This window comes from Anaeromicrobium sediminis (assembly GCF_002270055.1).
GTDB lineage: Bacteria > Bacillota > Clostridia > Peptostreptococcales > Thermotaleaceae > Anaeromicrobium > Anaeromicrobium sediminis.
Genome location: NZ_NIBG01000001.1, coordinates 88,983 through 103,521 on the forward strand (window position 1 = coordinate 88,983; position 14,539 = coordinate 103,521).

Annotated in this window: 15 protein-coding genes; 13 read left to right on the forward strand and 2 right to left on the reverse strand. The window is 28.4% G+C overall.

From position 1 onward, the window contains the following. The first annotated feature begins 10 nt into the window (after nucleotides 1-10). The 4 genes from CCE28_RS00420 to CCE28_RS00435 all read left to right on the forward strand — a co-directional run bounded on the left by CCE28_RS00420 (nucleotide 11) and on the right by CCE28_RS00435 (nucleotide 4,049). On the forward strand, nucleotides 11-1,243 hold the full coding sequence (locus tag CCE28_RS00420; protein WP_095129853.1) for a peptidase U32 family protein: 1,233 nt from the start codon (nucleotides 11-13) through the stop codon (nucleotides 1,241-1,243). A 1-nt stretch (nucleotide 1,244) separates the two neighbouring features. Then, nucleotides 1,245-1,895 (forward strand): uridine kinase, encoded by a 651-nt coding sequence (gene udk, locus CCE28_RS00425; RefSeq protein WP_095129855.1) that lies wholly within the window; start codon nucleotides 1,245-1,247, stop codon nucleotides 1,893-1,895. 62 nt (nucleotides 1,896-1,957) lie between these two features. Continuing rightward, nucleotides 1,958-3,604, forward strand: coding sequence for a peptidoglycan D,D-transpeptidase FtsI family protein (locus CCE28_RS00430; RefSeq protein ID WP_095129857.1), 1,647 nt, complete (start codon nucleotides 1,958-1,960; stop codon nucleotides 3,602-3,604). Nucleotides 3,605-3,692: 88 nt separating this feature from the next. Beyond that, nucleotides 3,693-4,049: a sigma-70 family RNA polymerase sigma factor gene (locus CCE28_RS00435; RefSeq protein WP_095129859.1), complete on the forward strand. Its 357-nt coding sequence runs from the start codon at nucleotides 3,693-3,695 to the stop codon at nucleotides 4,047-4,049. A gap of 50 nt (nucleotides 4,050-4,099) precedes the next feature. Here the strand turns inward: CCE28_RS00435 and CCE28_RS00440 are convergent, their stop codons facing one another. Then, complete coding sequence (locus tag CCE28_RS00440) at nucleotides 4,100-5,746, reverse strand: recombinase family protein (RefSeq protein WP_095129861.1); 1,647 nt, start codon at nucleotides 5,744-5,746, stop codon at nucleotides 4,100-4,102. Nucleotides 5,747-5,870: 124 nt separating this feature from the next. On the opposite strand from CCE28_RS00440, the gene CCE28_RS21935 reads away from it, so the two are divergent. The 4 genes from CCE28_RS21935 (at nucleotide 5,871) to CCE28_RS00455 (ending at nucleotide 8,174) form a co-directional block, all read left to right on the forward strand. Beyond that, nucleotides 5,871-6,047, forward strand: a complete 177-nt coding sequence (locus CCE28_RS21935) for a hypothetical protein (protein WP_176461572.1) — start codon at nucleotides 5,871-5,873, stop codon at nucleotides 6,045-6,047. A 178-nt stretch (nucleotides 6,048-6,225) separates the two neighbouring features. Then, nucleotides 6,226-6,354 (forward strand): hypothetical protein, encoded by a 129-nt coding sequence (locus CCE28_RS22630; RefSeq protein WP_278277490.1) that lies wholly within the window; start codon nucleotides 6,226-6,228, stop codon nucleotides 6,352-6,354. A gap of 90 nt (nucleotides 6,355-6,444) precedes the next feature. Next, complete coding sequence (locus tag CCE28_RS00445; protein WP_095129863.1) at nucleotides 6,445-6,657, forward strand: transcriptional regulator; 213 nt, start codon at nucleotides 6,445-6,447, stop codon at nucleotides 6,655-6,657. 182 nt (nucleotides 6,658-6,839) lie between these two features. Next, complete coding sequence (locus CCE28_RS00455; RefSeq protein ID WP_330396802.1) at nucleotides 6,840-8,174, forward strand: MATE family efflux transporter; 1,335 nt, start codon at nucleotides 6,840-6,842, stop codon at nucleotides 8,172-8,174. 6 nt (nucleotides 8,175-8,180) lie between these two features. Here the strand turns inward: CCE28_RS00455 and CCE28_RS00460 are convergent, their stop codons facing one another. Next, a complete protein-coding gene (locus CCE28_RS00460; protein WP_176461573.1) occupies nucleotides 8,181-9,701 on the reverse strand; it encodes a recombinase family protein in 1,521 nt (506 codons plus the stop codon). A gap of 129 nt (nucleotides 9,702-9,830) precedes the next feature. Here CCE28_RS00460 and CCE28_RS22635 point away from each other — a divergent pair, with 129 nt between their 5' ends. From CCE28_RS22635 to CCE28_RS00480, 5 genes are all read left to right on the forward strand, one after another. Next, complete coding sequence (locus CCE28_RS22635) at nucleotides 9,831-9,962, forward strand: hypothetical protein (RefSeq protein ID WP_278277491.1); 132 nt, start codon at nucleotides 9,831-9,833, stop codon at nucleotides 9,960-9,962. 60 nt (nucleotides 9,963-10,022) lie between these two features. Then, nucleotides 10,023-10,928 (forward strand): cache domain-containing protein, encoded by a 906-nt coding sequence (locus CCE28_RS00465; protein WP_095129869.1) that lies wholly within the window; start codon nucleotides 10,023-10,025, stop codon nucleotides 10,926-10,928. Between the two features lie 291 nt (nucleotides 10,929-11,219). Next, a complete protein-coding gene (locus tag CCE28_RS00470; RefSeq protein ID WP_278277509.1) occupies nucleotides 11,220-11,498 on the forward strand; it encodes a sigma-70 family RNA polymerase sigma factor in 279 nt (92 codons plus the stop codon). Between the two features lie 154 nt (nucleotides 11,499-11,652). Beyond that, nucleotides 11,653-12,900 (forward strand): CapA family protein, encoded by a 1,248-nt coding sequence (locus CCE28_RS00475; RefSeq protein ID WP_095129873.1) that lies wholly within the window; start codon nucleotides 11,653-11,655, stop codon nucleotides 12,898-12,900. After that, entirely contained in the window at nucleotides 12,887-14,530 is a 1,644-nt protein-coding gene (locus CCE28_RS00480; RefSeq protein WP_095129875.1) for a GspE/PulE family protein, read from the forward strand. The genes CCE28_RS00475 and CCE28_RS00480 overlap by 14 nt, the downstream gene beginning before the upstream one ends. Nucleotides 14,531-14,539: the final 9 nt, after the last annotated feature.

The following is a 14,539-nucleotide window of genomic DNA, read 5'->3' on the forward strand; positions in this document are numbered from 1 at the left end:
AGGAAAATTTATGAAAAAAGTAGAATTGTTAGCTCCAGCAGGTGATTTAGAAAGATTAAAAATGGCAATTGTATATGGAGCAGATGCAGTTTATATAGGAGGACAAATATTTGGATTAAGAGCTAGTGCAAAGAATTTTTCACTAGAAGACATGAAAACAGGAATTGAATTTGCCCATGAAAGAGGGAAAAAAGTATATGTTACTTTAAATATTATTCCCCATAATGATGATCTTAATGAACTGCCGCACTATTTAACTAAATTAGAAGAAATAGGTGCAGATGCAGTAATATTATCAGACCCAGGTACTTTAATGTACGTAAAGGAGTATATTCCTAATATGGAGGTTCACTTAAGTACTCAAGCTAATAATACTAATTATATGAGTGCTAACTTCTGGCATAAGCAAGGAATACAAAGGGTAGTTTTAGCTAGAGAATTATCATTAAAGGAAATAAAAGAAATTAGAGAAAAGACAGATGAGGACTTAGAGTTTGAAGCCTTTATTCATGGTGCCATGTGTATTTCTTATTCTGGAAGATGCCTACTTAGTAATTATATGTCAAATCGAGATGCTAATAAGGGCGATTGCGCTCAGTCCTGTAGATGGAATTATTATTTAGTAGAAGAGAAAAGACCAGGAGAATATTATAAGGTGGAAGAAGATGAAAAGGGAACATACTTTTTCAACTCTAAGGACCTATGCATGATAGAGCATATAGATAAAGTAATAGAGTCTGGTATATACAGTTTGAAAATTGAGGGCAGAATGAAAAGTGCCTATTATGTAGCTAATATAGTTTCCGTATATAGGGAAGCTATAGACACATATTATAGAGATAAAGAGAATTTTAAGTTTAATCCAAAATGGCTAGATGAAATTAAAAAGGCTAGTCATAGAGAATTCAGTTCAGGCTTTTACTTTGAGAAACCAGGTCATACGGAACAACATTATGGAAGTAGTTCCTATGTGCGTGATTATGATTTTATAGGTGTTGTCCTAGATTATGATTCTGAGACTAAGCTTGCCACAGTAGAACAGCGAAATAGGATTTTTAAAGGAGAAGAAATAGAGATAATGGGTCCTAAAGTAGGAAATTCTAATCAAACTATTGAAGTAATGTTAAATGACAAGAATGAGGAAATTGAAGTGGCACCTCATGCAAAACAAATTATAAAGATCAAGGTAGATAAACCAGTGGAAAAATATTATATACTTAGAAGACCTAGAAAGGATGATTAAATTGAGTAGACCCATATTAATAGGAATTACAGGAGGGACAGGATCAGGGAAAAGTACAGTTGCAAAGGCTATATTTGAAAGTCTTCCTCAAACAAATATATCAATAATAGAACAAGATTCATATTATAAGGATCAGACTCATCTATCTATGGAGGAAAGAATTAAAACTAATTATGATCATCCTTTAGCTTTTGATTCTGATCTATTAAACAAACATTTAATCGATTTACTTAATAACAAGGCTATAGAAAAGCCTATATATAATTTTTCAAAGCATACTAGAGAAACTAAAACTGTTACTGTACATCCTAAGGACATTATTATTTTAGAGGGAATTATGATTCTAGAAGATGAGAAATTGAGAAACCTTATGGATATTAAAATATTTGTAGATACAGATGCGGACGTGAGAATAGTTAGAAGAATAACAAGAGATATAAATGAAAGAGGTAGAAAATTAGAATCGGTGATTAGACAGTATTTGGATACTGTAAAACCAGCTCACCTTCAATTTATAGAGCCGACTAAAAGATATGCTGATATTATTATTCCAGAAGGTGGATACAATAAAGTAGCTATAGATATTATGGTATCAAAAGTAAAATCTATAATTTACGAGAAGCAAAATGGTGAAGAATATAAAATAAAATAGAGTATAGCCCCTCCTTTATATGGATAGAATTAAAATGTGTCATATGAAGGAGGGGTTTTTATATGGGTAGAAGAGAAAATAAAAAAAAGAAAGAATATAATAGGGTTAAAATAATTGCTACATTGTTTAGCTTCATAATGATGGTATTAATTATAAGATTATTTTATATACAAGTAATAATAGGCAAAACCTATGAATCCTCAGCTACCAATCAAAGGACTAAGGAAATTCCCATAGGAATTAAAAGAGGTACCATATATGATACTAATATGATTCCTCTAACTAACAGGGTGAGAAGCCAGCATATGATCATATATCCTGAAATTTTTTTACCTAGTAAAGATAATCTTACTAAAATTGAAGAAATTACTGGTGTGAACATAAAAAATAAATTAACCTTAAAAAGAATACTAGATTTAAAGGTAAAGGATTATAATACAGATATAATTAATAGTTTAGAAAGAGAAAAGGGATTATTCATTGTAGCCTACGAAGAAAGGTATGAAGCAAATCAAATAGGGGCACATTTAATAGGATATATAAATATGGCAGATAATAAGGGGCAATATGGATTAGAGAGGAAATATAATGATATTTTAACACAAGGTCAAGATAAAAAAATAGAAGTAGTAGTAGATGCACAAAAGCGAAGAATATTAGGTATTGAAAAATCAAAAAAGCTAAATAATAATGATGGAAAAGATATTATAACTACTATAGATAAAAAAATCCAAACTATTGTAGAAGAAAAACTAGACAATAAATATAAGAATGGTAGTGTAGTGGTTCTAGATACTAAGACAGGAAATGTATTAGCCCTGGCCAGTAGACCTAATTTTAATCCACTAGATATAGCTTCATATTTGGGAAAAAAGGATAAAGAATTTTATAATAGGGCTATACAGGTGTCCTATCCTCCTGGGTCTATCTTTAAGATTGTAGTGGCGGCAGCAGCACTAGAAACTGGTGTAGATATGGATAAAGCTTTTTTGTGTGATGGATATGAAGAAATAGATGACATTGTTATTAAGTGTCATAGCTATAAAACGGGAGGCCATGGGGAGATAAATATGGAAGAAGCTTTTAGTAAATCTTGTAATTCATATTTTATAAAATTAGGACAAGAAATAGGTGGAGAAAATATATTGAATATGGCAAGAAAATTAGGCTTTGGAAGAAAAACAGAAATAGGATTAGAAGAAGAAAGTGAAGGTCTCCTTCCAAATATTAATTATATTAAGGGGTCTGGTATAGGTAATATTTCAATAGGCCAAGGGCCCCTTGAAAGTACTTTAATCCAGATTGCAAAGATGACCAATATAGTAGCAAATGATGGAATTGATAGGGGCGTGTATGTATTAAAGGGAATTGTTGGTGAAAATAATAGTAAAATAATAGAAAAACCCCCTAGTAATGCTGTAATAGATAAATCTATAGCAGAAAAGTTGAAGAAAATGATGAAAAAGGTAGTAGTGGATGGTACTGCAAAAAATATATATGACAAAGATATAAGTTTCGGAGGGAAAACTGGTTCTGCACAATCTACCGCAAATGGACAGTATGTTGTACATGCGTGGTTTACAGGATTCTATCCCTACGATAATCCAAGATATGTTATAAGTATATGCATAGAAAATGGAGGGTCTGGAGGTCAAGTGGCTGCACCACTATTTAAAGATATATTAGATGAGATAGAAAAAACACATTAAAAGTAAAATATTCATTAAAGACATGCACAAAATCTTATTTTTCTACATATAATTTAAAAGTGATGGGTTTTAGGAGGTGTGCAAAGGTATGTTGAGTTTATTTACTACTTTATCTATTGTTATGATTAAACCACTATATATGCTTGTGTCATACGTATCAAGCAATAGTTCTTTTCCTACTCCGCTTACTCCGGAAGAAGAAAATAAATATTTGCAAAAGTATGAACAAGGAGACGAAGAGGCAAAAAATATTTTAGTGGAAAGGAACTTAAGATTGGTTGCACACATTGTGAAAAAATACCACAATACGGGACGCGAAATGGATGACTTGATTTCTATTGGGACTATTGGTTTAATAAAAGCCATAACTTCCTTTGATAGGAATAAGGGTACTAGGTTGGCTACTTATGCTGCCAGATGTATAGAAAATGCTATATTTGTTTAATGGAAACATAAAAATTGTCTTATAGATTATAAAAAGGATTGTTAATTTTATTAACAATCCTTTTTATATGAATTATTTTTTATATTAGATCCCATAAAAATCACTTCTACAATATTCCCATCCCAGATGATTTTTTCTATTAAACTATTAATTAAACTAATTTTTTCCACATTACTTAATAAGTCTATTAATTTATGGAAATTACCTATTGTATCAGCTAAATCATCAAGATTAAATTTATCTGATTGGGCAGTGAATTTATCGTACATAATTTTATATTTACCTTCTAATTTATTTAGATCTTCTTCTAAAGTTCTTATTTCTTTAAAAATGTATTTTCGAATAGATTCTTCTTCAGAGTAGGATATGGACTGGACTAATTGTTGTATTTGAAATTCCTTTTTTTTAATAATATTTTTAAGTAAAATTAAATCAGAATTTTTTTTTGTCCTAGTAAAAGTAAAATCACTTTTACATAAGGCTTCAATAAAAATTGGATTTTTTTGAAAGGAGACTTTTAAATTTTCTAATAAAGTTTTATCAAGTTCATTACCTTGAATATTTTTTATGGAACAATGGGATTTTTTACTTTTAATTTTATTTTCACATATATAATAAAAACTTTTTAATCCATTCTTGTTAGTTCTACCAATTTTGGGTCTCATACGGGCACCGCAATTTTTGCAATATAAGATTCCAGATAAAAGAGCTTGTGATGACTTTCTTCGTCTAAAGGATTTGAAGCTGTTTTGGGATAGTATATTTTGTACAGTAATCCATTTTTCACTAGGAATAACTCCCTTGTGGGAGCCTATGGTTATTATCCATTCTGATGGAGTCCGCAGCTTATTGGAAATATTTTTCTTTTGAATAGTCTTATTATAGGCCATAATACCGTGTTTACCGTTAAATAGATTTTTATGTCCATAAATGGAATAATTATTTGTAATAAAATAATTATAAATATTTAAATCAGCCACGGCGTAAACTGGATTAGTTAATATATTACGTAAAGTGATGGGAGAAAAATTAATGTTATTTTTACTTTTTATATTTTTTTCCATACAATAGTTTTCTAATTGAGTTAGAGATTTTAAGTCTAAAAATTTGTTGAAAATTAACCCTATAGTACGTATTTCATCTGGAATAGATTCTAGATTATAGATTTTCTTTATTTTTTTCTTTTCATCCTCTACTTTTATGCATGTAGATTTAAATCCAGTAGGACATATTCCACCTAACCAATGGCCATCTTTAGCCAATTGAAGCATATTATCTCTTATACGTTCACCTATAGTTTCCCTTTCTAACTGAGCAAAAACACTAGCTATATACATCATTGCACGTCCCATAGGGGTGGATGTGTCAAAATGTTCTTTAATGGATATAAATGAAATATTATAATTGTTTAATTCTTCAATAAGAAATGAAAAGTCAGCTACATTCCTGCTAATCCGATCTAGCCTATAACATATTAGCATATTGAATGATTTAAATTTGGCATCCAACAACATTTTTTTAAATTCAGGTCTATCCATAGAACCTCCTGAAAATCCTTCATCCTCATATACTATAAAATCCTCATTTGATAAATTGAAAGTTTTCATAGCATATTCTTTACAAAGCTGTATTTGATTTTCTATAGAATCACCTACACCTGTGAATTTAGACTTCCTTGAATATATGGCACACTTCATAACATCACCTTTAATATAAATATTAAGTAATATATAAAATTATTATGATTTTACATAATTATTACAAGCCATATTGAATAAATTTAATTAAAAGGGAAATATATCTTCGTAAGGAGGAGGAAGATTGATTGTGAAAATAAATATGCCAAAGGGGAAGGATGGAATAGATATATTAGAAAGACATATAATTACTACTCATGGCAGGATAGTTAGAAATTATATAGATGAATTGGAAATTACTGAAGATAACAAGGAAATCCTATGTAAAAAATTGAGAGATAATAAAAATACGGAAATGTAAAACAAAATTACCTTATAAGAATATATTAAGATAAAACATGAGATTCCATTAATCCTTTTAAAAAGGGAACAAACATTATGAAAAAAAGTATTTTTATTATTATAAAAATTGGTATAAAAAATATAAGTCATGCATACAATGGTACTAGCTATCTATTAATTAGGGAGGGAAAATTATTATGGACAAGTACATTGTAGAAATTACTAATGGAGTAATAGAAATGAGTTTAAATACAGGTATGGCTGCTTCGGATTTAATAATGCAAGCAAAGGAGTTAGTTGAAGATAGGAAGAATGAAGAAAATTAAATAAAAAAGTTTAGGGCATATTTTTCTTTACTTATTACTTTTTTAAAAGTAATATATTATATATATTATTTTTAAAAAAGGAGGAAAAATATGTTTTTTTATTTTAGAAATAAAAATAAAAAAATAAGTTATCTTAGAAAAAACATGTCATACACTGCAAAAGAATTGGCATTAAAGTTAAAGGTTGATGATTCTATAATATTTAAAATAGATAACTTAAAGTTAAAGGAAGTTGATAAAGGATTGAGGGAAAAATTAATTCCTGTTTTTAGAGGTGATATGTACGATAACATCCCCTGGTAATCTTCATTAAGTAGCATTAAGTTTAGTATTCCTAATGAAATATTAATGACAATAAGATCTGGTAAAAAAACTAAGAGTGAAGTATCACTACAAGATCCTATAGGAATTGATAAAGAAGGCAACGAATTATCATTAACTACTTATCAAAATTAAAGAGGTGATTTTTTATTAATAGAAGAACCATAAAAGATGTTCTCCACTTAGCTCTACCAGCTGTAGGAGAAATGATTTTATATATGTTAATATGGATATGTGATACTATGATGGTAGGTAAATATGGTGGTAAACTTACTGTAACGGCAGTTGGACTCAGTGCACAAATAATATATACCGTTATAGGAATTTTTGTGGCAAATGGCATAAGTGTTGGGGTAACATCTTTAGTAGCTAGAAGTGTAGGGGCTAAGAACTACAAAAAAGCTCAGGAATATGCATCTGTAAGTTTACATATAACTTTATTTTTAAGTATTATAATATCTACAGTATTTTTTACTTTTGCAAAAGAGATTCTATCAATAGCAGGAGCAGATAGGGAAGTTATAATTTTAGGGACAAGCTACATTAAAATATGTTCTGTACAAATATTCTTCAATATGATGAGAAATAGTTTGAATGGAGCTTTAAGAGGACAAGGAGATACTAAAACACCTCTATATTCGTCTATTATATTAAATATTATAAATATTGGATTAGATTGGATTTTAATTTTTGGAAGATATGGATTCCCAGAAATGGGAGTAAATGGTGCAGCCATGGCCACTTCCATAGCTAGTGTAAGTGCATATATATATACTTTGATACATATTAGAAATAAAGAATGTATAAAGCCTAAAATCAATTCAATCTTTAAGATGAATTTAAAAAGAGCTAAAGAGTTGATGAAATTATCAATTCCTGCTAGTCTACAAGAGGCAAGTTTTAGCATTGCTAGATTAATAAATACTTTTATGATAATGATTTTAGGAAATGTGGCATTTTCAGCTAATGAAATTACAGTGAGCATAGAATCACTATCTTTCATGCCTGGCTGGGGTTTTGCAGTGGCATCTACTACTTTAGTAGGTCAAAAAATAGGTGAGAATAGATATGACAAAGCAAAGGAATATGCTCATACATCTATAATATTAAGTGCTGGTGTAATGGGAATATGTTCCTGCATATTTATTCTATTTCCAAGCAATCTCATACAGATGTTTATTAAAAGTTCAGAAACGGAAGTTATAAGATTAGGAACCATATGTTTAATGATTGCTTCAATTGAACAAATTCCAATGGCCATATCAATGACAACTGAAGGTGTTTTAAAGGGAATAGGAGATACTAAGAATCCTTTTATAGTGGCTTTAGCCACTAATTGGTTAATAAGATTACCCTTAATGTATTATTTTATAGTCATAAAGAAGAGTTCAGTAACATATGTTTGGTGGATAACATCTATTCAGTGGATACTTCAGGGAAGTATAATATATGTCATATATAGGTATAAATTTAAAAAGATGCTAGAAAAATCCCAATAGATATGTCTAGCATCTTAACTTAGGATATATTTTCAAAGTGAGATTCTTCTTACTAGGTTTGTAGTAGGTGACTTTATACAAAAGACTCTTAATAAATCTATTTTGTTCTTCTATATTGTTGGATAGAAAATAATGGTCCATTAAGTCTCGATTAATGGACAAATTCCTTTTTAAATCCTCTTTTAATCCAAGAGACTCTTGCAGGTGTATTTTGTTTTTGTAAATCAGATTATTAATATGAAGTTCTTTATTTTTTAAGAAAGACACTCTTTCTTCATATAACTGTTTATCATATATTTTTCTTTCAAAATAATTGTAAACTTGAGTCTTTTGTAAATATAATTCCCTTAATTGACGTTCATTGTAATTGATTGAATTATTATAAAAGGAAATAGAAGAATTTAGGTCATCTAATAAATCCTTTTCCATATGAATGGTTATAGGGTAATTTGAAAAATATTTTCTCAAATTGCAAATTAAAGAGGTTTCTATTAGGGAAAATTTACTACTTTTATTGCCACATTTACTAGTACATATTAGTTGAGGTTCTCTGTTTTTATATGGCCTTAGAATCATTTTTTTATTACATATTTCACAAAATATTACCCCTGCTAGGGGGTTTTTTAATTGTCTTTTTCCTGGAACTGGAGAATTTCTTCTGCTACTTAGTATGGACTGAGCCTTTTCATATGTTTCTTTTGTGATTAAGGCCTCATGTTTTCCATCAACAACCATCCAATTACTTTTATTCTGAGAAACAATATGTTTATTTCCAAGGGAGTCTTTGTAAGTTCGTGTTTTTTTCCAAGTTATTTTCCCTGTATATATGGGATTTTTCAATATATTTAATATGGAATAGTTATTCCAAGGTTTATTAGTATGAGTTGTGTAACCTGAATCATTTAATCGGTGAGCTATTTTACTAGAACCTATAGACTCTGTAGTATACCAGTGAAATATTTTTTTTACAATTAAGGATTCACTATCTTTAGGTATTAAAAATCTTTCATTATGCTCTTCTTTTATTAAATATCCAAAGGGTGGATTTGGAGAAATATAATTCCCCTCTTCAATAGATCGAATTCGACCTCGTTGTAATCGCCTAGTGATTATTTTTAACTCTTTTCTTGCCATAAAGGCTTCAAATTCACTATATTCTTCATCAAATTCATTATTTAGATCATAAATTTTTCTTGGTGTTATTATCTTAGTATGGGATTTTTTAAATGTATCTAGTATTAGACCTTGTTCCCTCATATTGCCTCTTCCTAAGCGATCAATGTCCATACATAGTACTCCATAATAATTTTTGTTGTCCACTTCTTTTAGGAGAGATAACATTTCAGGTCTACTTATCAAACTATCTCCAGACACAATTTCCCTTTTTATGGATGTTACTATGTAATTCCTTTTATCAGCTAGATCTAGTAAGGTATCTTCGTGTTTTCTTAAGGCTTCAGTTGAAAGATCTTGTTCTAAATTTTCATCTCCTCTTGATTTTCTTAAATAGATACATACTTTTTTCAATATAATCACCTATGAAAGTTTAGTTATTAGAGTATATTTACTAGACAATGAATTTATTATTAACTATTAAAAATTTTATTATTAAAATGAGTGTCCACGCATATTAAGTATTAAGGGGATGATAAGAAGATGGGAGAAGAGATAAATATAATAATAGTAAAGCCCACATTAAATAGTGATTATATGGAAGAAAAAATTGAAGAAGAAATTAAAAAAAGTATTATATCAATTTTAAAAAAAGAAATCATTAGTAAAAAATAAATGATAAAATTTGTTAGCACATAGACAGGCTAAGTAATATTATATAGCAGGGGTGGGAAAATGCTAGAGAAAATAAATAAAAAGTTTGTCTATGGACTAATAGTTATATTGGCTGCTGTAACTGCATTTGGTACAAGCTTTTTTTATAAAAGTATTAGTGAAGAACAAATATTAGACACTACTACTAAAACTTTATATACAATTGGCAAAGATCAAGAAAATAGGATTTTAGAATTTTATGATAATGTTCTTTATAATTTAAATTTAATTGCACAAGGCTATTCCATATCAGGGATGAAATGTGACAATGTGAATAGAATTATAGAATATATTAATTTTAAAAATAGAGACATTTTTATTGATATATACGTTATAGATAACGATTTAAATTTAATATATGGTAACAATTATGCACAAGAAAACTTTGAGGATAACGAGTGTATAAAACGTGCTTTAGATGGAGAATTGACCTTTGGACAAATATTAAAAATAAAGAATACCATATATACGGATGTGGCAATTCCAGTATATAGGGACAAGAAAGCCATTGGTGCCATATATGCTAAGGTGGATTTAACATATTTGAATGATATAATGGCAAATTCTAAATTAATAGGAGAAGATGCAGAGAGTTTTATGTTGGATAATGAAGGCATATTTGTTACTGAGTCAAGATTTATTCCTAATGCTGTAGGAAAGCAGAGTGCAAATATTGGAAAAATAAAATCCTCAATAGATTATTCTAATAAGATACCTTATAAAAATTATAGGGATGAAGAAGTATATGGTATATATTTTACTATTCCTTATAATGAATTAACTTTAGTATTAGAGCATAGTAATTTAAACATGAATGAGAAACACAAGGAACAAATAGAAAAAATAGGTCAATTGGCAGCCTTAATAGAAGTGTTGGTTTTAGCAATTAGTAAGGTTGTTTATGAAAAACTATACAAAAATGAATGAAAATATAAGAAGTAGCTTTTAGACTAAAAGGGTTCTCAAAAAGAGAACCCTTTTAATTTAGTTCTTTTGATTTATAAGTACATTATCTTTAAAAGTAATGCTAAGAATACAAAAGAAAACATGGAAAGTTTGAAATTTTTATGTTTCATTTTTTTCCTCCTAAAAAATAATAGTTTAAATCTATTAATATGTAAATATTAACAATATTATTCTTGAAATTTAAATAAAAATTTCACAATGTATTATAATTTTTTATAACTTGTTAATGATTATGAAATATCATTAATAGATATTCTTGGCACAGAGACAGATGAAGTTTTAGACGAGGTGGAATTAAAGATACAAGTGAAAAAATTATATGAAAAAATGAAATGTGTTTTAAAGGCAAGAGAAAGGACTGTAATACAATTGAGGTATGGATTAGCTAATGGAGGTAGCAAAACTCAGAGGGAAATTGCAAAACTATTAGGAATTTCTAGATCATATGTGTCAAGAATCGAGAAAAGAGCCATAAAAAAGTTAGGGAAGGCCTTTAATAGCAGTTGTAAAAAACAAAGTAAAGAGAAATAAATATTTTTTGAAGATGTTACATAACATTGTAACATCTTTTTTAATGTTACTAAAAGATTTTTTACAGTACACAGGAATTTAGGTATATTATATATAACTTATTAAGAATAGTAATATTACGATTTTATTCCGAGTAGATATAAAGGAGGATTACATGAAAAAAATAATCAGCATAATAATAATTAACATCATAATCATAAGTAACCCTTTTACAGTATATTCCTTTGACGAAAGTGCCCTTATAAAAGAATTTAAAAAGAAATTTGAAAAAAATAAAGAAATAGATATCGTGGCTGTAGGAGATATAATGGTCCATGGTCCTCAATTAAGAGCTCAATATGACTTGAAAAATAAGTTATATTCTTTCGAAGATAATTTTAAATATATAAAGAAATATATTGAAAGAGCAGATATAGCTTTATGTAATTTAGAAACGACCTTATTAGGATATGAGCCTTATACTAGCTACCCTAAATTTAATTCTCCAGATAATCTTGTAGATGCCCTTAAAAATAGTGGTTTTGATATAATATCAACTGCTAATAATCATTCCTTTGACACGAAGGCCATAGGCATGTTTAGAACGGTAGATGTACTTTTAAATAAGGGGTTAGATGTAATTGGTACTAGGAATGATAATTATAACAAGGACTATATAATAAAAGAAGTTAAGGGAGTAAAAGTGGCTTTTACATCATTTACCTATGAGACTAAAAAATATGGAAAAAATAAAACTATAAATGGAATTGTATTACCTAAAAAATACGAGACATACATTAATACTTTTAGTTATTATAACCTTGAAAATGATTTGAAGAAAATGGAGAAAATAATTAAAAAAATGAAAAAAGAAAAGGTGGATTTAATAATTTTCTTTTTTCATTGGGGAAATGAGTATCATAATCAACCCAATGAGCATCAAAAGTTAATTGCTAAAAAACTATCCTCATATGGAGTAGATATTATTTTAGGAAGTCATCCTCATGTAATCCAACCCATAACTATAATTAAAAATGAATTTGGAAAAGAAACTGCAGTAGTATATTCAATGGGAAATTTTCTATCTAATCAAAGGTATGAGAATGTAAAAAATAGGTCTGCAGAAGATGGAATAGTAGTTGATTTTAAAATTATAAAAAGTTACAAAGGGGAAGTCTCTATAAAGAAAATATCATATATTCCCACCTGGGTATATAAAAGGTATATTAATGGAAAAAGGGATTATAAAATTTTACCATTAATCCATAATAATAATGAATTGAAAAAATTAGTAGGTGAAGAAGCTAATTTGAATAGAGCTTTAAACTCAAGAAAAAATACTACTAATTTAATAGAATATAATAAAGGGATAGGCCAGATTAAAGTGTATAATCCATTGGAGGATATAGATGATAAGCAGTAAAATAGGAAAACTCTTAATAAATGAAGGACTTATAGATGAAAAACAATTAAAAGAAGCTTTAGATAGTCAAAAGATTACTAATGAAAAACTAGGAAGCATATTAATAAAAAAGGACTATGTGGGAGAGAAAGAGTTCTATATTACTTTAAGTAAACAACTAAAAATTCCTTTTATAGAGTTGGATAGTTGCCATATAGAGAGTCATGTTATAGAAATACTTAATAAGAAATTTGTTACTAAAAATCTAGTAATGCCTTTTTATAAGGGAGATACGTTTTTAAAAGTATTAATGGAAGACCCCTTAGATATAAATTTATTAGATTTTATGAAAAATACTACAGGGTTAGATATTGATGTGTACATTGGAACTAAAAGTCATATATTATGCCAAATTGAAAAATATTACGATACATCATTCAAAGAAGAATTGATTCATGAGTTGGAAAAAAGAAATAAGGGAGAAGAAAGTTTTAGTACAATTCATATTAATGGAACTTCAATAGGTACCTTTTTTAATTTTTTAGTTAAAAAAGCTGTTCAGATGAAAAGTAGTGATATTCATATAGAGCCTAAAAAGCGTAATTTTATAATAAGGTTTAGGATAAATGGAGAATTAAAAAGAGTAGAAAATCTTCCGAAATCCGTTTATGATGCTTTAATTCAACATATAAAATATATGTGTCAGTTAGACTTAGCAGAAAAGAGAGTTCCGCAGGATGGAAGATATGAAATAAATACAGGCGGTAATAATATTGATATAAGAATATCCACTATCCCTACTGTATATGGAGAAAAGGTAGTCTTTAGATTATTAAATAGAGATGAATTTATTAAGACGAAGGAAGAGTTGGGATTAGACAAAAAAAGTCTATTAGTATATAAAAATATGATAAAAAGAAATTCAGGTATAATTTTAATCTCTGGTCCTACTGGAAGTGGTAAAACAACTACATTATATAGCATTATAAAGGAGTTAGATTTTAAAAATAAAAATATTACTACTATTGAAGATCCAGTAGAGTACAAAATAGAACATATAAATCAAATGGAAGTAAATGATAAAATAGGCATGACCTTTGAATCGGGTTTAAAGGCCCTATTAAGGCAAGATCCAGATGTAATAATGATTGGTGAAATTAGAAATAGGGATACGGCTAAAATTGCTTTTAAGGCGTCCATAACAGGACATTTAGTATTAAGTACTATACATACAAAGAATACCTTTTCAACAATTTTAAGATTAAAGGACATGGGAGTTGATTCTTACTTAATAGCCAATGGTTTAATAGGTGTGATAGCTCAAAGACTAGTGAAGGAAATATGCCCTAAATGTAGGATAACTTATAAGAATAAGAGTTTTTTAGTAGGTAGTATTAAAAAGCTGTACAAAGGAATGGGATGTGACTATTGTAATAATACTGGTTATAAGGGGAGAAGAGGAGTATATGAAATTATGCCAATTGATAACAATATGAAAAAATTAATAAACGGGAAATTTTCCTTAGATAAGATAAAGAATTATGCGGTGGAAAATGGTATGAGAACTTTAGAAAAGACAGGGCTAAATCTATTACAAAAGGGGATTATTACATTAGATGATTTTATGAGTTTATATTACTCTATAAAATAAGAGGTGTTA

Excerpts from the sequence above, each read along its gene's own strand:
- CCE28_RS00420 (WP_095129853.1), top strand. The coding sequence starts at position 11 with ATGAAAAAAGTAGAATTGTTAGCTCCAGCAGGTGATTTAGAAAGATTA.
- CCE28_RS00430 (WP_095129857.1), top strand. The coding sequence starts at position 1,958 with ATGGGTAGAAGAGAAAATAAAAAAAAGAAAGAATATAATAGGGTTAAA.
- CCE28_RS00435 (WP_095129859.1), top strand. The coding sequence starts at position 3,693 with ATGTTGAGTTTATTTACTACTTTATCTATTGTTATGATTAAACCACTA.
- CCE28_RS00440 (WP_095129861.1), bottom strand. The coding sequence starts at position 5,746 with ATGAAGTGTGCCATATATTCAAGGAAGTCTAAATTCACAGGTGTAGGT.
- CCE28_RS22630 (WP_278277490.1), top strand. The coding sequence starts at position 6,226 with ATGGACAAGTACATTGTAGAAATTACTAATGGAGTAATAGAAATGAGT.
- CCE28_RS00445 (WP_095129863.1), top strand. The coding sequence starts at position 6,445 with ATGTTTTTTTATTTTAGAAATAAAAATAAAAAAATAAGTTATCTTAGA.
- CCE28_RS22635 (WP_278277491.1), top strand. The coding sequence starts at position 9,831 with ATGGGAGAAGAGATAAATATAATAATAGTAAAGCCCACATTAAATAGT.
- CCE28_RS00465 (WP_095129869.1), top strand. The coding sequence starts at position 10,023 with ATGCTAGAGAAAATAAATAAAAAGTTTGTCTATGGACTAATAGTTATA.
- CCE28_RS00475 (WP_095129873.1), top strand. The coding sequence starts at position 11,653 with ATGAAAAAAATAATCAGCATAATAATAATTAACATCATAATCATAAGT.
- CCE28_RS00480 (WP_095129875.1), top strand. The coding sequence starts at position 12,887 with ATGATAAGCAGTAAAATAGGAAAACTCTTAATAAATGAAGGACTTATA.